16 protein-coding genes are annotated in these 18,893 nt (G+C 62.1%); 8 read left to right on the plus strand and 8 right to left on the minus strand.

Annotated elements, in window-relative coordinates:
- Both ACPWMG_RS01030 and ACPWMG_RS01035 read left to right on the plus strand, forming a co-directional pair.
- Positions 1–2,313, plus strand: coding sequence for an AAA family ATPase (locus ACPWMG_RS01030; RefSeq protein ID WP_483302810.1), 2,313 nt, complete (start codon positions 1–3; stop codon positions 2,311–2,313).
- Positions 2,314–2,408: 95 nt separating this feature from the next.
- Positions 2,409–3,779: a putative bifunctional diguanylate cyclase/phosphodiesterase gene (locus tag ACPWMG_RS01035; RefSeq protein WP_483302811.1), complete on the plus strand. Its 1,371-nt coding sequence runs from the start codon at positions 2,409–2,411 to the stop codon at positions 3,777–3,779.
- 6 nt (positions 3,780–3,785) lie between these two features.
- Here the strand turns inward: ACPWMG_RS01035 and ACPWMG_RS01040 are convergent, their stop codons facing one another.
- The 3 genes from ACPWMG_RS01040 to ACPWMG_RS01050 all read right to left on the minus strand — a co-directional run bounded on the left by ACPWMG_RS01040 (position 3,786) and on the right by ACPWMG_RS01050 (position 7,057).
- Positions 3,786–4,334, minus strand: coding sequence for a GAF domain-containing protein (locus ACPWMG_RS01040; protein ID WP_483302812.1), 549 nt, complete (start codon positions 4,332–4,334; stop codon positions 3,786–3,788).
- Positions 4,335–4,407: 73 nt separating this feature from the next.
- Positions 4,408–5,760, minus strand: a complete 1,353-nt coding sequence (locus tag ACPWMG_RS01045) for an MFS transporter (protein WP_483302813.1) — start codon at positions 5,758–5,760, stop codon at positions 4,408–4,410.
- Between the two features lie 61 nt (positions 5,761–5,821).
- The gene (locus tag ACPWMG_RS01050; protein WP_483302814.1) at positions 5,822–7,057 is read right to left on the minus strand and encodes a metal-dependent hydrolase family protein; all 1,236 of its coding nucleotides are present in this window, start codon (positions 7,055–7,057) and stop codon (positions 5,822–5,824) included.
- 200 nt (positions 7,058–7,257) lie between these two features.
- Between ACPWMG_RS01050 and ACPWMG_RS01055 the strand changes: the two genes are divergently transcribed.
- Positions 7,258–8,139, plus strand: coding sequence for a LysR substrate-binding domain-containing protein (locus ACPWMG_RS01055; RefSeq protein WP_483302815.1), 882 nt, complete (start codon positions 7,258–7,260; stop codon positions 8,137–8,139).
- Here ACPWMG_RS01055 and recQ read toward each other — a convergent pair.
- Positions 8,132–10,039 (minus strand): DNA helicase RecQ, encoded by a 1,908-nt coding sequence (recQ, locus tag ACPWMG_RS01060; protein WP_483302816.1) that lies wholly within the window; start codon positions 10,037–10,039, stop codon positions 8,132–8,134. The two genes, ACPWMG_RS01055 and recQ, sit on opposite strands and share 8 nt — an antisense overlap.
- A gap of 208 nt (positions 10,040–10,247) precedes the next feature.
- Between recQ and ACPWMG_RS01065 the strand changes: the two genes are divergently transcribed.
- From ACPWMG_RS01065 to ACPWMG_RS01075, 3 genes are all read left to right on the plus strand, one after another.
- Positions 10,248–11,291 (plus strand): homocysteine S-methyltransferase family protein, encoded by a 1,044-nt coding sequence (locus ACPWMG_RS01065; protein ID WP_483302817.1) that lies wholly within the window; start codon positions 10,248–10,250, stop codon positions 11,289–11,291.
- An 85-nt stretch (positions 11,292–11,376) separates the two neighbouring features.
- The gene (locus tag ACPWMG_RS01070) at positions 11,377–12,048 is read left to right on the plus strand and encodes an SH3 domain-containing protein (RefSeq protein ID WP_483302818.1); all 672 of its coding nucleotides are present in this window, start codon (positions 11,377–11,379) and stop codon (positions 12,046–12,048) included.
- A 107-nt stretch (positions 12,049–12,155) separates the two neighbouring features.
- Positions 12,156–12,806: an RraA family protein gene (locus ACPWMG_RS01075; protein WP_483302819.1), complete on the plus strand. Its 651-nt coding sequence runs from the start codon at positions 12,156–12,158 to the stop codon at positions 12,804–12,806.
- Positions 12,807–12,815: 9 nt separating this feature from the next.
- Here the strand turns inward: ACPWMG_RS01075 and ACPWMG_RS01080 are convergent, their stop codons facing one another.
- Both ACPWMG_RS01080 and lplT read right to left on the minus strand, forming a co-directional pair.
- Entirely contained in the window at positions 12,816–13,322 is a 507-nt protein-coding gene (locus ACPWMG_RS01080) for a glutathione peroxidase (RefSeq protein ID WP_483302820.1), read from the minus strand.
- Positions 13,323–13,350: 28 nt separating this feature from the next.
- Positions 13,351–14,631 carry a lysophospholipid transporter LplT gene (gene lplT / locus ACPWMG_RS01085; protein WP_483302821.1) on the minus strand — a complete coding sequence of 427 codons (1,281 nt, stop codon included), beginning with the start codon at positions 14,629–14,631 and terminating at the stop codon, positions 13,351–13,353.
- A gap of 164 nt (positions 14,632–14,795) precedes the next feature.
- On the opposite strand from lplT, the gene alr reads away from it, so the two are divergent.
- Both alr and ACPWMG_RS01095 read left to right on the plus strand, forming a co-directional pair.
- The gene (alr, locus tag ACPWMG_RS01090; protein ID WP_483302822.1) at positions 14,796–15,944 is read left to right on the plus strand and encodes an alanine racemase; all 1,149 of its coding nucleotides are present in this window, start codon (positions 14,796–14,798) and stop codon (positions 15,942–15,944) included.
- A gap of 312 nt (positions 15,945–16,256) precedes the next feature.
- Positions 16,257–17,294 carry a glycosyltransferase family 2 protein gene (locus ACPWMG_RS01095; protein ID WP_483302823.1) on the plus strand — a complete coding sequence of 346 codons (1,038 nt, stop codon included), beginning with the start codon at positions 16,257–16,259 and terminating at the stop codon, positions 17,292–17,294.
- 42 nt (positions 17,295–17,336) lie between these two features.
- Here ACPWMG_RS01095 and ACPWMG_RS01100 read toward each other — a convergent pair whose 3' ends face one another.
- Together ACPWMG_RS01100 and ACPWMG_RS01105 are read right to left on the minus strand one after the other, a co-directional pair.
- Positions 17,337–18,557 carry an L-dopachrome tautomerase-related protein gene (locus tag ACPWMG_RS01100; RefSeq protein WP_483302824.1) on the minus strand — a complete coding sequence of 407 codons (1,221 nt, stop codon included), beginning with the start codon at positions 18,555–18,557 and terminating at the stop codon, positions 17,337–17,339.
- A gap of 40 nt (positions 18,558–18,597) precedes the next feature.
- A complete protein-coding gene (locus tag ACPWMG_RS01105) occupies positions 18,598–18,888 on the minus strand; it encodes a putative quinol monooxygenase (RefSeq protein WP_483302825.1) in 291 nt (96 codons plus the stop codon).
- Positions 18,889–18,893: the final 5 nt, after the last annotated feature.

An 18,893-nucleotide genomic window follows, 5' to 3' on the forward strand; every position in this document is an offset into this window, starting at 1 on the left:
ATGGTGAAACGCTCGATGTCGACCGCCGCTGGCGCCCTGCTCATTCCGTCTCCCGGACTGCAGCAGGCGCCTGTGCTGGATTTGATGTGTTCCCACTTTGTGCTGACCCTGGTGGCCCGGCAAGGTGCCAAGTTCAACGTCCGCCGCGACTTGAACAGCCTGCTGGCCATGGCCGGCCGCCACCTGGTGTGGCCGCTGCCCGTGCTCACCCGCCTGCGCGAGTTTCTGGGGCGGCGTTGCAAAGACAATGAATTCTGGCGCGGCCATGCGGCCCTCGACACGGCTGAATTCCTGGAGCGCCACGGCATCTGGCGCGGCCCTTACGAAGAAGGCACGCTGTTCTTCTATCTGGACGAATACGCCAAAGACCAACCCAAAGACCTGCTCTCGGCGCTGACCGTCACCGGCGAATGGCTCACGCAGGTGTTGAAGAAGCAATCGACCCTGGTCGAGAAAAACATCGATGCGCTCTCGGGCCTGCTGCTGCTGAACAAAGCCGAGCGTGCGTTGCTGCTCTACGGCACGCTGGCGCGTTACCAGCGCGACCTGCGCACCATCTTGGTGGAAGTGAAGGTCAACAACGCGCCCGAGGCTTACGCCGCGATAGCCGAGCTGGCGGGTGTGAGCCCGTCCGATGTGGGTGAGGCCTTGCGCGCGGGCTCGCGGCTGGAGCGCATCGGCCTGGTCGAGAACCTGATCTCCGAGCACAACATCACCGACCTGGCCGACCTGATGAAGGTCAGCGAAAAGCTGCCGCCGGTGCTGATGCGTGAATACCGCAACCAAAACGAGCTGATGGCCGTGTTCACGCGCCCGGCCACGCGCAGCACGCTGAAGCTGCAAGACTTCTCGTTTGTGGACGAAGACGCGCAGGTGATGGTGTCGCTCTTGCGCAATGCCGTGGCGCGCAAAGAGCCAGGTGTGAACGTACTGCTTTACGGCCCGCCCGGCACCGGTAAAACCGAGCTGGCGCGTGTGGCCGCCGATGCCGCCGGGCTCGACCTGTTCGAGGTGGAATATTCCGACCGCGACGGCAACTCCCTCAGCGGGCGCGACCGCTACCGCTCGCTGCAAATCGCCCAGGTGTTCTTGAAAGGCAGCGTGCAGGCGGCGTTGTTGTTTGACGAAGTGGAAGACGTCTTCCCGCCCATCAGCTCCGAAGCCGCGCAGTTGATTGCCCGCGCCGAGCAAGTGCCCGCGCCCAGCAACAGCTCGGTCAGCGGCAAGGCCTGGGTGAACCAGATTTTGGAATCGAACACCGTACCCACCATCTGGATCACCAACCGCATCGAGCAAATCGACCCAGCCTTTCGCCGCCGCTTTGCCTACCACCTGGAGTTGCGTTCGCCACCGCCCGGCGCACGTGAAGGCCTGGTGCGCAAAACGCTTGAAGGCGTGGCGGTGTCGGATGCGTTCGTCGCCAAACTCACCGAGCGCAAAGGTCTGACGCCCGCGCAGATCCGCACCGCCGTGCGTTTTGCCGACTTGGCAACAACCGATGCACTCGGGTTGGAGAGCCTGATCGAACGCCAACTGACCAACGCCGACAAAGCCTTGGGCGGCCACCACAGCGGCTTTGAGGCGCGCCCCAGCGTCACCACCTACAGTCTGGACATGCTCAACGTGGAATGCCGCTTTGAGATCCCGCGCGTGGTGCAGGCGCTGAAGGCGTGCGGCCACGGCACGCTGTGTTTTTACGGCGCACCGGGCACCGGCAAAACCGCGCTGGCCGAGCACATTGCCAAGTCGCTGGGCCGTCCGTTGCTCATCAAGCAAGCCAGCGACTTGATGAGCAAGTTTGTTGGCGAGACCGAGCAGAACATGGCCGCCATGTTCAAGGAAGCCGAGGCCGAGCAGTCGGTGTTGTTGCTGGACGAAGCCGACAGCTTTCTGCAAGACCGCCGAGGCGCGCAGCGCAATTACGAGGTCAGTGAAGTCAACGAGATGCTGCAAGGCATGGAGCGCTTCAACGGCATCTTCATCTGCACCACCAACCTGCTCGACCGCATCGACCAGGCGGCGTTGCGCCGCTTCGCGTTCAAGATCAAGTTCTTGCCGCTGACGCGCGCCCAACGCGAGACCATGTTCGTCACCGAAGCGTTGGCGGGTGACAGTGGCCAGTTCAGCGCTGAGTTGGCCACGCGCCTGTTGAAGCTCGACCAGCTTTGCCCCGGCGACTTTGCCGCCGTGAAGCGCCAGGCGGAAATTCTGGACGTGTTGATTGAGGCCGACGAATTCATGGCACAGTTGGAGGCCGAACACCGCATCAAGCCCGAAGTGCGCGATGCCCGTAGCATGGGTTTCGTTCCGTAGTTCTGCGCAGGCGCGTTTCGACTCCACGCCCGCCCGGGGTGCGGAGTGATGGCAGGGGGTGACAGAGGCCCTCTTATGTAGAACATAGAACAACTATGCAAAGCTCGCGCGTGACCCAGGAAATCAGTGGCGACAAGGCCCGGCAATTGCGCCGCATGCGGCGCGTATTGCAGATCTGGGCCACCGGCATGATTCTGGGCGGCTCGTTCTTCGGCATCAATCTCGCACTGCGCGGTGATTGGTTCATGACGGCGGTGGAAGCGCAACTGGTGTTGACGGCTGTGTTGGCCTTCTGGCTGGCGCGGCATGACCAGCCCCGGTACGCGGCTTTGGCCATGATGGCAAGCCTGTTTTTCACCCTCTGCGTGGTTTGTGGCACCCAGGATCTCGCGACGTCCAAGGTGCCACGCACCTCGCACATCTTTTTTCTGGCCATGGGCATGGCCACATTCTTGATGTTCAAGGGAGAGGGCTGGTCGTTGCGCCATGGCCTCACGCTCATCAGCTTCTCGGCCTTTCTGTTCTTTGCCAGTTCTTCCACAGGCTGGCCGCAAGGAGAGCCGGTGCCGGACACCCTGCGCGGGCCGTGGGCCTGGGGCATCAACGTTTTCGGTTTGGTCGTGTTGTACGCCTTGCTGGTGGTCATGCAGTCAAGCATGGTGGAGCGGCATTCGTTGTCGATCGACCTGCGCAACGCCCTGGCTAACCGCCAGTTTGTGTTGTATTACCAGCCGCAAGTCGGCGCCGAGGGACAAGTGATTGGCGCCGAGGCTTTGCTACGCTGGCCGCTGCCCGAACATGGCATGGTGTCGCCGGCCGAGTTCATTCCGCTGGCCGAGCAAAGCGGCTTGATCTTGCCGCTGGGGGAATGGGTGCTGGAGACCGCGTGCAAAACCCTGGTGCGCTGGGCGGGCGCGCCGCACACGGCGCATCTCACCCTCGCCGTCAACGTCAGCGCACGGCAGATGGCGCAGCCCGACTATGTTGAGCAGGTGGTGCACGTGCTCAATGCCTCAGGCGCGAACCCCAAGAGACTCAAGTTGGAACTGACCGAAAGCTCCCTGGTGCACGACGTGGAGGATACGGTGGTCAAGATGACTGCGCTCAAGGCGCTGGGTGTGCAGTTTGCGATGGACGATTTCGGCACCGGTTATTCGTCGCTCAACTACCTCAAGCGCCTGCCGTTGGACCAGTTGAAGATCGACCAATCGTTTGTGCGCGATGTGCTCACCGACCCCAATGACGCGGCGATTGCGCAAACGGTGGTGACGCTGGGCCAGACGCTGGGTCTGGATGTGATCGCCGAGGGGGTGGAGACGGTGCGCCAGCAGCAGTTTCTGCGCGAGATCGGCTGCCACAGCATCCAGGGCTATCTGGTCAGCCGCCCGCTGCCGCTGGCGGAGTTCGAGGCGTTCTTGCAAGCCTATGGCGAGAACGCAGTAGCGCCACCGGCAAAGGTGGCTTGAACCGGATCAAACGCTGTCCAGCTTGCTGGTGTCCAGCCCGGCCACAGCTTCCAGTGCATGGGCCTTCTCAGCCAGGAACACCGGCGCCACCATGGCGGCAATCAACTCCAGCAAGGGCGAGCTCACCTGGTCATAGGCCGCGCGATGGTTTAGCAGGTTGAGCGAGCCGATCACCTCGCCGCCAAACCAGATCGGGATATTGAGCACCGAGTGCAGGCCGTGCTGGATCAGCATCTCGGACTCCGAAAACACGCTGCGGATGTCGTTCTCATGGCTGCCTACGTAGACCAGGCCTTCGTCCAGCACCCGGCTCGACCACGGGCCCTTACCCGTGGCCTTGAAGCCGCCCAGGGGGCTGATGTTGCCGTCCGACGTGTAGATGCGGCCCATCAGGCGCTGCGCCTTGAGGTAGACCAAGGCGGTGAACAGCCGGTGGCCGAACAGGTCTTGCAGCAGCTCAGAGATCAACGCCCAGCGGCGTTCGGACGTCTCGGCCTGGCCTAGCTCGTGCGCGGCCTTGGCCAGGCGTACCTGAGGAAACACAGCCGAGCTCATTGGTGCACCCTTCGGCCTGCGGCCTGTCCCGCCAAGCGGGAGCGAGCTTGCTTGGGGCGGCCCTGCGCGGCGCTCATGCCGCAATCTTTTCCAGCGACACGCCGTGCGTGTTCTTGCCGAAGATCAGGATGCCCAGGCCGCCGACAAACAACACACCGGTCATCATGGCGAACACGCCACCGAAGCCCAGTACCGGATACGCGGCCCCCACGATGGTGGGTGAAGCGATGGAGCCGATGCGTGCAAAGGCCGAGGCTGCGCCCATGCCGGTGGCACGGATGGAGGTGGGGTAAATCTCGGCGGTGTAGGTGTATTGCGCGGCGATGATGCCGTTCATGCCGAACGACAGCAGCATGCTCAGCGCCACGATGTCCGACTCGGCGCCGGCAAACGCCAGGCCCAAGGCCGCCAGGCACGACACCACCATGTAAGCCAGGATGGTGTACTTGCGGCCAATCTTGTCGTTGAAGTAGGCGGCCGAGTAGTAGCCCGGAATCTGCGCCAGGTAGATCAGGATGGTGAACGAGAAACTCTTGGTGATGGTGAAGCCACGCGCCACCAGCAAGCTCGGAATCCACACCAAGAACGCGTAGTAGCAGAACAGCACCGAGATCCACAGGATCCAGATCACCATGGTGGTCTTGCCATGTTCGGCGCCAAACAGCGCTGCAAACTTGGCCCACGTGCCCGAGGCGGCAGCGCCGCTGGTGATGCGTGGCCCTGTCACGGGCGCCGGTAGCGGCTGGCCCGTGGAGCGTTGCACCGAGGCTTCAATCTGGGTGCAGATGTCGGCAGCCTCTTGTTTGCGGCCCACGTCTTCGAGCCAGCGTGGCGACTCGAACAACGAACGGCGCCACCACAGCAGAAACACCACCGGCACGGACGCGATGACCATGATCCAGCGCCAGCCATCGTCGCTCAGCGGCACGATGAAGTAGCCCAGCAGCGCCGACAACACAAAACCAAACGAGAAGAAGCCCGCCAACGCGCCGGTAAAACGGCCCCGGTAGCGGCTGCTCACAAACTCGGCCAAGTAGGGCGCGATGATGGCGCCTTCAGCGCCCATGCCCACGCCGGCGATCATGCGCAGGATGTAGAACGAGTGGAAGTTGTGCGCAAACGCATTGGCAAACGTGGCCACACAAAACAGCACCAGCGCCCAAAGCATCACCGTCTTGCGGCCGTAACGGTCGCCCAAAATACCGGAGAGCAAGGCGCCCACCAAGAAGCCCACATAGGTGCTGCTGGCGATCCAACCCACTTCGGTGCCCGTCAGCCCCCACTGCGTGCGCAGCGACGGGATGATGAAGGCGATGATGCCGGCGTCCAAGGCCTCAAAGGCCAACCCCAGACCTCCAATGATGAGTAGCTTGAAGTGAAAGCTACTGAACGGTAGTCGCTCAAGTCGTTCTGAGACGGTGTGCATGATGAGGGAAGCCTTTGGGTTAAGAGATGGGGTTCACTAGCCGGGCATGTGTGCTGACGTTTCAGTCACACGTGTTTTTGTGGATCTCGCCATTGCGCAGGATCAGCTTGATCGCGGTGTCGTGTTGCGTCAGCAGTGCAATGTCTTCGAGCGGGTTGCCGTCCACGAGCAAGAGGTCGGCATAGGCGTTTTCCAGCACCTCGCCGAGCAAGCCGGTCTGGTTCAGGATCTCGGCGCCGATCAGCGTGGCCTGTTGCAGCGTCTTGGCGCCGCCCAGCACCTTGCTGCGCAACAGCAATTCATCGGACTGCATGTAGTGCGTCTCGCCCAGCAAGTCGCTGCCAAAGCCCATCTTCACGCCAGCGGCGTCCAGCACTTCCAGCGCCTTCAAGCCGTTGGTGCGGACCTTGGCAATCTTTTGCACCGACTCCGCGGGCAGGCCGTACTTCGCGCCTTCGTTGGCCAGCCCTTCGTAGGTGATGAGCGTGGGCACCATGTAGGCGCCTTGTTCGGCCATGAGCTTGGCGGTATCGGCATCGACCAAATTGCCGTGTTCAATCGTGCGCACACCACAACGCACCGCGCGCGAGATCGCTTGTGGTGTGTAGGCGTGGGCCATCACGTAGGTGTTGGCGTTGTGCGCTTCTTCGACGATGGCTTTCAACTCAGCCTCAGAGAAGCCCAGGTTGTTGATCGGGTCGTTGGGCGAGGCCACGCCGCCCGAGGCCATCACCTTGATCTGGGTGGCGCCCTTCAAGATTTCTTCGCGCACCGCCAGGCGGCAAGCGTCCACACCGTCCACCACGCGGCCGATGTTGCCAATCTTGTAGGCGCACGAGCAGGGGTCGAGTGTGTCGTTGCGCGCCCGGAAGTCACCGTGGCCGCCGGTTTGCGACAAGGCCTTGCCCGCGCAGAACAGGCGCGGCCCCGGCACCAGCCCGGTACGCACGGCTTCGGCCAGAGCCCAGTCGGCGCCACCGGCATCGCGCACCGAGGTGAAGCCGCGGTCGAGCATGCCCTTCATGATCGGCAGCGCACGCAGCAAGGCCAAGGCGTTGGGCAAATTGGCCACGGTGCCGAGGTTGAAGGCCGAGGCCACCACGTGGACGTGGCAGTCGATCAGGCCGGGCATCAGCGTCATGCCGCGCCCATCAATCACCTGTGCGCCTTCCACGCTCAGCGGCTCGGCGCTGATGCGTTGAATCAAGCCTTCATCCAACAGCACATGTTGAAGAGGCGTGAGGGAAAGATTCCGGGTATCCAGAATCCGCACGTTTTGAAGAACGATCGCTTGCATATTGAATTGGGCCAGAATGGATGGCCATAGACACCTGATATGGCGTTGACTCTAAAGGCAACGTTATGAAAAAGTTCATCCATTTACGGTGTTGGCCGAGCCAAAAATTCGTACCCCTATGACTGCCACTCATACCCGCCATGCGTAGACGGTGCCCCACTATTTCGGAATTGAATGCGTTTATTTCCTCGGCGCGGCATTTGTCGTTTTCCAAGGCCGCAAAGGAATTGTTCGTCACGCAAAGCGCCATCAGTCGGCATATCGCCACGCTGGAGAGCTACCTCGGCCACGCCTTGTTCATCCGTGGCGTGAATGGGCTGGAGCTGACGCAGATGGGAGGCACCTACTTGAAGCTGGTGCGTCCGGCCATGCATTCGCTGGAAGCCGCCACCTCGCAGGTGATGTACACGGCGCCCCAATCGCAGTCGCTCAACCTGTCGGTGGCGCCAACGTTTGCCGCGAATTGGTTGTTTCCTCGGTTGAATGCGTTCAGGGCGGCCCATCCGCTGATCTCGATCAACTTCGTGCGTTATCGCACCATCGACAACATGCAGGTCGAGACCGATTGCGATGCGTCCATCCAATACGGCTACGGCGATTGGCCGAGTGCCGAGGCCACGTATTTGGCGGGCAAGGAAACCTGCGTGGTGTGTTCGCCGCAATACCGCGATGAGCAGCAGATTGGCGATGTCGAGGATTTAAAACGTTGTGTGCTGCTGCAGCATATTGAGCTGCCGCTGTCGTGGGAGGACTGGTTTGCGGCTTACGTCGGTGGTTATGAGTCGGCGCGTTTCGGGCCGGGGTTCAATCTGTTTTCGATGTTGATCCAGGCCGCCGCCACGGGCATGGGCCTGGCGTTGATCCCCACGTGTTTGATTGAACGCGAGCTGGCCTCGGGTGAACTGGTCGAGCCCTTGGGACGCCGCTTCGAGAGCCCGCTGGGCTACTACCTGTGTGCGCCCAATTCGCAGACCGATCTGGAGAGTTACCGCCTGTTTGGCGAGTGGCTGCGGCACGAGTCCTTGCATGCGGCAGTGGACGCCAGCGAGGGCGCCGCCTGCCGCTACTGCGGCCCTACATAGAACTCACGCGCAGCACCTCGGCCCCGTAGGCTTCGAGTTTTTTCGCACCAATGCCGCTGATGCCCTGCAGGTCGTCCAGCGACTGCGGTGCGCGCTGTGCGATGGCGGCCAGCGTGGCGTCGTGGAAGATCACATAGGCCGGCAGGTTGTGCTGCTTGGCCACCTCGGCGCGCCAGGCCTTGAGGTTGATGAAGCGCACTTCGGCATCTGGCCCCAGGTTGGCGGCGGCGGCCGCAGCGGCTTGGGTGCTGCGGCGCGTGCGTTTGGGTGCCGGGGCGGCGCTGGTTTCGCGCAGCAACACGGCGGCCTGGCCGCGCAGCACGCTGCGCGAGCCTTCGGTGAGGCACAGGGTGTCGAAGCTGAAGCCGGCATCGGTGGTGACCTTCTGCAAACCCACGGCACCCACCGCTAGCAACTGGCGCAGCACGCCGCGCAACTGGTGCTCGCTGAAGTCTTTGCCCAGGCCAAAGGTGGAGAGCTTTTCGTGGCCGAACTGCTGCACCTTGTCGGTGTCTTTGCCGCGCAGAATGTCCATGATGTGCCCGGTGCCGAAAGTCAGGCCGCTGGCCTCGTGCACGCGGTAGATGGTGGAAAGCAGTTTGCGTGCGGCGTCGGTGCCGTCCCAGACCGCGGGCGGGTTCAGGCAGTTGTCGCAGCTGGCGCATTTCATCTGCGCCACGCGGCCTTCGGGGTTGGCTTGGCCGGGCGCGCCCAGGCCGTAGGTTTCGCCAAAGTAGCCCAACAGGCGCACGCGGCGGCAGTCGGTGGCCTCGGCCAGGGCCAGCAGCGCGTCGAGCTTGCCGCGCATCACGTCCTTGAAGGTGTCGGCGGCGGGGCTTTCGTCGATCATGCGGCGTTGGTTCACCACGTCTTGCAGGCCGTAGGCCATCCAGGCGTGCGCGGGCAGGCCGTCGCGGCCGGCGCGGCCGGTTTCCTGGTAGTAGCCCTCGATGTTCTTGGGCATGTCGACGTGGGCGACAAAACGCACGTCGGGCTTGTCGATGCCCATGCCGAAGGCGATGGTGGCCACCATGACGATGCCGTCTTCACGCAGAAAACGGTCCTGGTGCAGTTGGCGCTGCTCGGTAGGCAACCCGGCGTGGTAGGGCAGGGCGTTGATGCCCGACTCCTGCAGCGTGCTGGCGAGCTCTTCCACCCGTTTGCGCGACTGGCAGTACACCACGCCCGCGTCTTCGGGGTGCTCGCGCTCGATGAAGCGCAGCAGTTGTGTGGTGGCGTCTTTCTTCTCGACGATGGTGTAGCGGATGTTGTGCCGGTCGAAGCTGCTGACAAATTGGCCAGCGTCTTCCAGTTGCAGGCGCTCGATGATGTCGGCGCGCGTGAGCGCATCGGCCGTTGCCGTCAGCGCAATGCGCGGCACACCGGCGTAGCGTTCGTGCAGCACCGTCAGGCCGCGGTATTCGGGGCGGAAGTCGTGGCCCCACTGGCTCACACAGTGGGCTTCGTCAATCGCGAACAGGCTCAGTTGGCCGCGCTGGTGCAGGCCGTCCATCAGGTCGAGGAAGCGGGGCGTGGTCAGCCGCTCGGGGGCGGCGTAGAGCATGGTGATCTCACCGCGCGCCAGGCGGCGCTCCACGTCGAGGGCGGCTTGCCAGTCGAGTGTGGAATTGAGGAACGCGGCCTCCACCCCGGCCTCGTGCAGCGCGCCCACCTGGTCGTGCATCAGCGCGATCAGCGGCGACACCACGATGGTGATGCCGTGCCCCATCTGCTGGCGCACGATGGCCGGCACCTGGTAGCACAGGCTTTTGCCGCCGCCCGTGGGCATCAGCACCAGGGCGTCGCCGCCTTGGATGACGTGTTGGACGATGGCCTCTTGCGGGCCACGGAACTGCTCGTAGCCAAAGACTTCGTGCAGAACGGAATGCGCGGTGGACAAACGAAATACTCTTGATTTGATAGCTGGGTGCGCTGGTGAACAGCGCGCTGGGTGCCGATTGGGCTCTATAAACAAGAGGCGATGGGCGGCAGCCGACAAGCCTCTATTGTGCGCGGTGCGTGGCGCGTACTCCACAAGTGGTGGCGTAACAGGGGCGAACAGAGTCGGTTGGGCGGTAAGGGCAAGCCAGCGTCCTTAAAATGCGGGGATGCAAGCCCGCCCCTACACCCGCGCAGCCCAGCTGCCCACCATCTTGTCCCAACGCATTGCCATCCTCGATGGCGCCATGGGCACCATGATCCAGCGCTTCAAGCTCAACGAGGCGCAATACCGGGGCGAACGCTTCAAAGACTTTCACAAAGACGTGAAGGGCAACAACGAGTTGCTGAGCCTGACGCGGCCCGACGTCATCACTGACATCCACGAAAAATACCTGGCCGCCGGTGCCGACCTGATCGAAACCAACACCTTCGGCGCCACCACCGTGGCGCAAGAAGACTACGACATGGCCGACCTGGCGCGCGAGATGAACCTCGAATCCGCCAAGCTGGCGCGCGCCGCCTGCGACAAGTACAGTACGCCCGACAAACCGCGTTTCGTGGCCGGCGCCCTGGGCCCAACGCCCAAGACCGCGAGCATCAGCCCCGACGTGAACGACCCCGGTGCGCGCAACGTCACCTTTGAACAACTGCGCGCTTCGTACCTGGAGCAAACGCTGGCGCTGATCGAAGGCGGCTCGGATGTATTGCTGGTCGAGACCATCTTCGACACGCTCAACGCCAAGGCTGCGCTGTTTGCCATCGACGAAGCGTTTGAGGTCACGGGCGAATACCTGCCTATCATGATCAGCGGCACCGTGACCGACGCGTCGGGCCGCATCCTGTCGGGCCAAACCGTCACTGCCTTTTGGAACAGCGTGCGCCACGCCAAGCCGCTGACCATCGGCCTGAACTGCGCCTTGGGCGCCACGCTGATGCGCCCCTACATCCAGGAGCTCAACCGCGCCGCACCCGACACCTTCATCAGCTGCTACCCCAACGCCGGCCTGCCCAATCCCATGAGCGACACCGGCTTTGACGAAACGCCAGACGTCACCAGCCGCCTGGTGCACGAGTTCGCCGCCGCCGGGCTGGTGAACGTGGTGGGCGGCTGCTGCGGCACCACACCCGACCACATCGGCGCCATTGGCCGCGCGGTGGCGTCGACCAAGTCGCGCCCCTTGTTTTATGCCGAGCCTGCCGAAGCGGTTTAAAGCTACAGCTCCCTGGCGTTTGGCCTACACGTTGGCCTGACAAGGCCGGTGTAGGATGGTTCCTCAACCTTGAGGAGTGTCTTCCATGGCCCGTTCCTTTGTCATGCAAGCGTTGGTGGCTGCGGCCTTGGCCGTGCCCGCGCTGGCGAGCGCCCAACAGACGGCCTACACCAGCGCGCTGCTCAATCTGCGGGCCGGCCCCAGTCCAGATTTTCCTGTCGTTGCCGTACTGCAGCCCGGTGTGGCGCTGGCGGTGCAGGGTTGCACCACCGGCTACAGCTGGTGTGACGTGGTGGTCGACGGCAACGTGCGCGGCTGGGTTTTCGCCCAATACCTCAGCTACCCCAGTGGGCCACAGGTCGTCCCGTTTTCATCGGCTGCCATCGGCATTGGTGTGCCGCTGGTGGCCTTCAGCCTGGGCGCCTACTGGGGCAACTATTACGCTGATCGTCCTTGGTACGGCCGCCCACCTCCGGGCTGGGGCCGTCCGCCACCGATGGTGCGGCCACCTGTGCGTCCGCCTTACCACCCGGGTGGGCCCGGCATGGGCGGGCCGGGTCGTCCCGGGGGGCCTGGAGGCCCAGGAGGCCCCGGTCATGGCGGCCCACAGGTGCGTCCACCTGGCGGCGGCGGGCATCACGGAGGCCCACCGAATGGAGGTGGGCCTCGGCCACCCGGTGGTGGGCCTCGGCCACCCGGTGGTGGTGGCGGAGGGCACGGTGGCGGCGGCGGTCACCACGGTGGTGGCAGGCATTGACGATGAAGTGACCAATCGTTGTTGCTATTGAAATCGCAGCTTCTTGCGCATATACAGAAAGCGTAAGAGCATGTTTTTCTATATATAAAAATCAGGAGACAAAAGACATGAACGACCCCTTGGTTCCCCGGCTGGAGCAGTGTTATTCCGGCGTGCTGCACGATGTGATGCGCGCCATGGGCCTGAGCGATTTCACGTTGCCGCCCACCTTGCGTCCGCTTATTCCCGGACAAAAGCTGTGTGGCCCAGCCAGCACGGTGCAGGGCCGCGTGGACACCACGGCTGACCCGCATGCCACGCTGCTGGCCTGGACGGGTCTGCTGTCACGCGCCAAGCCCGGGCACGTGCTGGTGATCCAGCCCGATGATTCCACCGTGGCGCATATGGGGGAGTTGTCGGCCGAGACGCTGAAGTTTCGCCATGTGCGCGGGGTGGTGGCCGACGGCGGCGTGCGCGACGCCGAGTTCATTCAAAAGATCGGCTTGCAAGTGTGGCACCGCTACTTCACGCCGCGCGACATCGTGTCCTACTGGCTACCGGAAGACTTCGAAGTGCCCGTGGTGATTGGCGATGTGACCATCCAGCCCGGCGACTATTTGTTTGGCGATACCGATGGCATGGTCTGTTTGCCGCATTCCCAGGCGGAGGCCATCATCACCCAAGCCGAGACGGCCATGGGCCAAGAGAATTTAGTGCGCACCGCCATCCTGGAAGGTGTAGACCCGCAAGAGGCCTACCTGCGCCACGGCAAGTTTTAAAGACTAGGACTAGGCAGAGGTCGGCGCCGCCAACGCCGTTTCAATGTCGCCGCTGAGCTTGGCCGGGGTGTCCAGCGGCGCATAACGCTGCAGCACCTGGCCGTCGCGGCCAATCAAGAATTTGGTGAAGTTCCACTTGATGGCTTTGGTGCCCAGCACGCCTGGCGCTTGCGCTGTAAGCCATTGGTACAGCGGGTGGGCCTCTTGGCCGTTGACGTCGATCTTGCCCATCATGGTGAAGCTCACACCGTAGTTCATCTGGCAGAAGCTGGCGATCTCTTCGTTGGCACCCGGGTCTTGCGCGCCAAACTGGTTGCACGGAAAACCCAGCACCACCAGGCCGCGTGCAGCGTATGTCTTGTGCAGTTCTTCCAGCCCGGCAAACTGCGGCGTGAAGCCACAGGCGCTGGCCGTGTTCACAATCAACAGCACCTGGTGGCGAAAATCGACCAGCGACACGGGGTGGCCCGTGATGTCGAGCGCTTCAAAACTGTAGAGGTCTGGAGTGCTTGGCATGGGCACCTCCTATGAGATCAGTGATGGGTCAGTGCGTGTTGTCGTTGCGCGCGATGTCAAGCAGGTGCTCCACCGTTTCGCGGTCGTGGACGAGGTTGCGGGCGTGCCATCGCTGGATCAGCCACATGAACCCTGCCACCACCAAGCCAAACAATGTGATGGCACCAAATGCCGACAAACCCATGCCGGTGGAGAACGTGTACAGGGCGCCCAGGAACAAGATGCAGGCTTGTTCGTTGAAGTTTTGCACGGCAATCGAACGGCCTGCACCCATGAGGTTGTGGCCTCGGTGCTGCAGCAGCGCGTTCATCGGCACCACCAAAAAGCCACCCAAGCCACCCAGCAACACCAGGAACGGGGCTGCCACCCAGACGTTGGTGATGAAGTTCAGCAGAATCACCAGCACACCCATGGCAATGCCCAGCGGAATCACCTTGGTGGCCATGTCCAGCTTCATGCGGGCCGAAGCCACGACGGCGCCCACGGCCGTGCCAATGGCCACCACACCCACCAGGCTGGAGGCCTGCGTGGTGCTGTAGCCCAGCGCTGCGGCAGCCCAGGCCAGCACAATGAATTTGAGGTTGCCGCTCACGCCCCAGAACAGCGTGGTGGTGGCCAGCGAGATTTGGCCCAGGCGGTCGCGCCACAGGCGCAGGTTGCAGCTCCAGAAGTCGGGCAGCAACTCGATCATGCGCTTGGGCATGGCGCGCATTTCCACGCCGGTATGGGGAATGCGGGTATTGAACCAGGCGGCCAGCATGTAGACCAGAATCAACACTGCAATCGCCGCTTCAGGGGCGGTGGTGATGCCGGTGTCGATAAATGGGATGTCGATGGCCAGCAGCTTGCGGGAGATCACCGGCCCGACCAATTGACCGCCCAGCAGCACACCCAGAATGATGGAGCCAATGGTCAGCCCCTCGATCCAGCCGTTGGCCTTGACCAACTGTGACGCGGGCAGCAGCTCCGTCAAGATGCCGTATTTGGCGGGTGAATAGGCCGCGGCACCCAGGCCCACCACCGCATAAGCGATGAGCGGGTGTACGCCAAACAGCATCATCAAACAGCCAACGATCTTGATGGCATTGCTGTAGAACATGACCTTGCCTTTGGGCAAGGCGTCAGCAAAAGCGCCCACAAAGGGCGCCAAGATCACGTAAAAGAGCGCAAACATCGGCACCAACGCCGCTTGTTGCCAAGCCGGGCCGTGTCCAGATCGCAGCAACTGCACAGCACCTACGAATAGGGCGTTGTCTGCCAGCGAGCTGAAAAACTGCGCTGACATGATGGTGAAAAAACCGCGCTTCATTAATGGCTGTCGACGGCACCAGTGGGGCTGGCGCAGGTGATAAGTTCGGTTGATCCGGTGCTGCAGTAAAGAATGCGGGTTATATCACGCGGGGTGGTGACAAAATAAACCGATCCCCCTCAAATCGTGGGGCTCTAAGTTGTACTTTTCAAGCCCCAAGCACCATGCCGCGTCCCATACAAGCCGTTATCCATACCGAATCTTTACGCCATAACCTGACGCGCGCCCGAGCGGCGGCGCCGGATGCGCGGGTTTGGGCAGTGGTCAAGGCGAATGCTTATGGCCACGGTATTGAGCGCGTGTTTGAAGGCCTGCGCGGCGCCGATGGCTTTGCGTTGATTGACCTGGAAGAAGCCCAACGTGTGCGCAACCTGGGCTGGCGTGGCCCGATCTTGCTGCTGGAGGGTGTGTTCGAGCAGCGCGACCTGGAGTTGTGTTCGCGCCTGGGCCTGTGGCACGCCGTGCATTGCGATGAACAAATCGACATGCTGGCCACGCACAAGACGAATGTGCCGCATCGCGTATTTCTCAAAATGAATTCAGGTATGAACCGCCTGGGCTTTACCCCCGAGCGTTACCGTGCCGCCTGGACACGGCTGAACCTGCTGCCGCAGGTCGAAGAAATTTCCTTGATGACGCACTTTGCCGATGCCGATGGTCCGCAAGGGGTGGCCCGTCAGATGGAAGTGTTCAACGCCGTGACGCAAGATTTACCCGGCGAACGCACGGTGGCCAACAGCGCCGCCACTTTGCGCCATACGGTGGGTGGCCCGCTGCAAGACCCTGGTTTGGCGCCACAAGTCGCCGGTGACTGGATTCGCCCCGGCATCATGGTCTATGGTGGCTCACCCGACTATCCTGAATACGATGCCACCTATTGGGGCATTCAGCCCGCGATGACGCTACAAGCACGCATCATTGGGGTGCAAGAAATGGCAGTCGGTGCGGCTCTGGGCTATGGCTCCAATTTTGTGGCCGAGCAGCCCACCCGTATTGGCATTGTGGCTTGTGGTTATGCCGACGGCTATCCGCGCCTGTGCCCCACCGGCACGCCGGTACTGGTCGATGGCGTGCGCAGCCGCACGCTGGGCCGGGTGAGCATGGACATGCTGGTGGTCGACCTGTCCCACCTTTCTGAGGCCGGCATGGGCAGCATGGTCACGCTGTGGGGCAAGGCCGCCAACGGCGCGGTGGTGTCGATCGACGAAGTCGCCGCCAAGGCCGGTACCGTGGGCTGGGAGCTGATGTGCGCCCTGGCACAGCGTGTGCATGTGGTTGTGGACGATGTGCCCGAATTGGCGACATCGCGGTGATAAAAACGCTTGCGCTGACCTTCCGTATTTCTTTTTCGTCCTGCTGTCGTGGTGCTTAGCCATATTGACGGGGGCGAAACGGAATGGCGGCAGGAAAAATGACACAAACATGCGTACAAATTTGTGTTTCCCAAGTTTGTGATGTGACTGGTTTACGCCCCAAAACGTATCATTCAGTTACTAATTTTTAAACCGAGGTGCGTTGTTTTGGAAAATCCTAATATTTGGGTAGGCAGCGCAAAAGCCGGGCAGGGTGCGGATTTATCGATCGTCATTCCAACATTTAAAGAGCGAGAAAATGTTGGTGAGCTCGTGAAACGCATTGCGGTCAGTCTGGTGGATGTCCACTGGGAGGTCATTTTTGTCGATGACGATTCCCCAGACGGCACAACCGAAGAAATTCGTGCCCTGGCGCAGCGTGATTCGCGGGTGCGTTGCATTCAACGCATTGGCCGGCGTGGCCTGACTTCGGCCTGTGTTGAGGGGATTTTGTCCAGCAGTTCGCCCTATGTGGCTGTGATGGATGCCGATCTTCAGCACGACGAAACCATCCTGCCGCAGATGCTGCGAACCCTTCAGACCGAAGCGCTCGATATCGTGGTGGGCAGCCGCTATGTTTCTGGCGGCGCCATTGGCGAATGGGGCAAAGCCCGGGCGCAAATCAGCCAATTTGCCACCCGTTTGAGCCATTTGGTGGTGCCGTCGGATCTGCGTGACCCGATGAGTGGTTTCTTCATGATGCGCCGCGATGTGTTTCTCCAATGCACGCGCCATCTCTCCGGCATGGGTTTCAAAATTCTGGTCGATTTATTCGCCTCGGCGCCCAAGCCTTTGCGTTTTAAAGAAATCCCATTTGTTTTCAAGAACCGTATTGCCGGCGAAAGCAAATTAGATAACCAGGTGGCGTTGGATTACGTCCTGTTGCTGCTCGACAAAATGGTCGGGCACATCATTCCCGTTCGCTTTTTCTCATTTGCGTTGATTGGCGGTTTGGGTCTGGGTGTGCACTTTGCGGTGCTTGCGGCCATGTTCAAAGGGGCGCAGCTCGAATTCATGGCGGCCCAAACCGTCGCCACAGCTGTGGCCATGGTGTTCAACTTTGCATTGAACAACGTGATCACTTACCAGGACCGGCGCTTAAAGGGCACGGCTTGGATGCGCGGGTTGTTGTCGTTTGTATTGGCCTGTAGCGTGGGCGCTTTTGCCAATGTGGGTATTGCCAATTACTTCTATGGCCGCAGTGGCGGCTGGATTCTGGCCGCGCTGTCGGGCATCTTGGTGGGGGCGGTGTGGAACTACGCCGTCACTTCTGTCTACACCTGGGGCTCTTCAGTGAAACGGGCTGCTTGAGTTGACGTCGCTGGTTTTGCCAGCGACATCCGTACTTGCCGCTCAGTTTTTTCTTAACTGCAAACGCCAGAGCTGATAGCGCTCTTGCCCCGGTTTCACAGCGCCGGCAAAGTGGTCGTTCAAGGCGCTGGCGGTGAAGACCAGCGCGCCATCGGGCGTGATGGCTGGGGTGTCGGGCCAGTGCACGCCGTCGTCGGCTGCGAGCAAGCGCATCGTTTTGGCGATTGGGTCGTAGCGCACGATGCCGTTACGCGTCACGTCGGTGATGTAGACGCGGCCCTGCTTGTCAACCGTAATGCCGTCGGTGTTGCCGCCTACAGCGTCCAGGTTGCGCACGCTGCTGGCCAGTTGCGTGTCGCTGGTTTTGGCGTCACGCAGCAGCTGGGTAGGCAGTGACCACAGGTTGGTGCCGGTGGTCACCGTCCAGTACAGCGTGGCGCCGTCTGGTGACAGCGCGATGCCGTTGATGCCCAGTACCAGCGGGTTGCCGGGCCACACCTCTTGCCCGTGCGAAACCACTTTGGCGTCAGCTTCGGGCATCAAGCTGGGGTGTTGGCTCAGCACGCGACGCGCCTGGCCGCTGGCAAAGTCCACCACCACCAGGCCCGCCATATTTTTCGGCGCGCTGCGCAATCCGCTGTCGGAGATATAGGCCACACGGCGCACTTCGTCCACCACCACGTCGTTCAAGAAGCTGCCGCTGCGGTCGGCCATGCCGTCCAGGGCGATGGATTTGACGACCCGGCCCGTGTCCAGCGCCAACACCACCAGCTTTTGCGCGCCAGCGGGGGCTGTGGCTTCACCGGCCACAAAGCCCATGTCCAATGCCCAGAGCCAGCCGTTGCGTTGGTCGACATAAAAGCCCAGCACGTTGCGCAGGTGCTCTGCGGGGGCAATGGTGGCGTCGTTGCCTTCCACCGACGGAAACGCCGTGAGGCGCGCCGGGCCGCTGGTGGCCGTGGTGTCCAGGCGGCTGAGCGTGGCGGGTGTGTTGGCTGCAATCAGCCGTGGCGTGCTCACAAAGGCCGAGCCGTCTGCCGCGAAGTGCAGGCCGGCGATGGGTGCACCCGGGGTGGTGGCTGAGGCCGCAAATGGTGCGGGGTTGGCTGCCTTGTCCCAAGTCACGCCGCTGTAGCTGCGCCAGATGGAGAAGTTGGCTTTTGGTGGGGCGGCTTGGGAGAAGCTGGGGGCAAGGCTCAAGCTGGCTGCGAGTGAGGCCAAAGGCAAGAGCGTGAACAGGCGTTTGAACGAAGCGGAAAACATGGGGCTTATCTCAGCTTTTCAGTATGGGTCTATGGAACTCTCAGGCGACTTGGTTCATGCGCAGCAGATCAAACGCGCCGATGAGGTGCCCGGCGTTGGCGCGGAAGGCGTCCATGTGCGCGCCTTGCATATGGGCGTCCCATGATTGGCGGTCTTTCCAGCGCTCGAAAAAAATCACCTTGCCGGGCTGCGTGTCGTCTTCAAACAGCTCGTACAGAATGCAGCCGGGTTGTTGGCGCGCCACCTGCACCAGGGCGGCTTGGGCGGCGACGAGTTCTTGGGCTGCGCCGGGTTTGGCTTCGACGCGGGCCACGATGATGAGGTCTTGCATGGTGT

This window comes from Hydrophilobacter chitinilyticus, from assembly GCF_049860745.1.
Taxonomy (GTDB): Bacteria; Pseudomonadota; Gammaproteobacteria; order Burkholderiales; family Burkholderiaceae_C; genus Rhodoferax_B.

What these genes read in the sequence shown, in the direction of transcription:
- ACPWMG_RS01035 (WP_483302811.1), top strand. Translation starts at nt 2,409, where the DNA reads ATGCAAAGCTCGCGCGTGACCCAGGAAATCAGTGGCGACAAGGCCCGG.
- ACPWMG_RS01075 (WP_483302819.1), top strand. Translation starts at nt 12,156, where the DNA reads ATGAACGACCCCTTGGTTCCCCGGCTGGAGCAGTGTTATTCCGGCGTG.
- ACPWMG_RS01045 (WP_483302813.1), bottom strand. Translation starts at nt 5,760, where the DNA reads ATGCACACCGTCTCAGAACGACTTGAGCGACTACCGTTCAGTAGCTTT.
- ACPWMG_RS01030 (WP_483302810.1), top strand. Translation starts at nt 1, where the DNA reads ATGGTGAAACGCTCGATGTCGACCGCCGCTGGCGCCCTGCTCATTCCG.
- lplT (WP_483302821.1), bottom strand. Translation starts at nt 14,631, where the DNA reads ATGAAGCGCGGTTTTTTCACCATCATGTCAGCGCAGTTTTTCAGCTCG.
- alr (WP_483302822.1), top strand. Translation starts at nt 14,796, where the DNA reads ATGCCGCGTCCCATACAAGCCGTTATCCATACCGAATCTTTACGCCAT.
- ACPWMG_RS01100 (WP_483302824.1), bottom strand. Translation starts at nt 18,557, where the DNA reads ATGTTTTCCGCTTCGTTCAAACGCCTGTTCACGCTCTTGCCTTTGGCC.
- ACPWMG_RS01105 (WP_483302825.1), bottom strand. Translation starts at nt 18,888, where the DNA reads ATGCAAGACCTCATCATCGTGGCCCGCGTCGAAGCCAAACCCGGCGCA.
- ACPWMG_RS01065 (WP_483302817.1), top strand. Translation starts at nt 10,248, where the DNA reads ATGCAAGCCCGCCCCTACACCCGCGCAGCCCAGCTGCCCACCATCTTG.
- ACPWMG_RS01050 (WP_483302814.1), bottom strand. Translation starts at nt 7,057, where the DNA reads ATGCAAGCGATCGTTCTTCAAAACGTGCGGATTCTGGATACCCGGAAT.
- ACPWMG_RS01040 (WP_483302812.1), bottom strand. Translation starts at nt 4,334, where the DNA reads ATGAGCTCGGCTGTGTTTCCTCAGGTACGCCTGGCCAAGGCCGCGCAC.
- ACPWMG_RS01070 (WP_483302818.1), top strand. Translation starts at nt 11,377, where the DNA reads ATGGCCCGTTCCTTTGTCATGCAAGCGTTGGTGGCTGCGGCCTTGGCC.
- ACPWMG_RS01080 (WP_483302820.1), bottom strand. Translation starts at nt 13,322, where the DNA reads ATGCCAAGCACTCCAGACCTCTACAGTTTTGAAGCGCTCGACATCACG.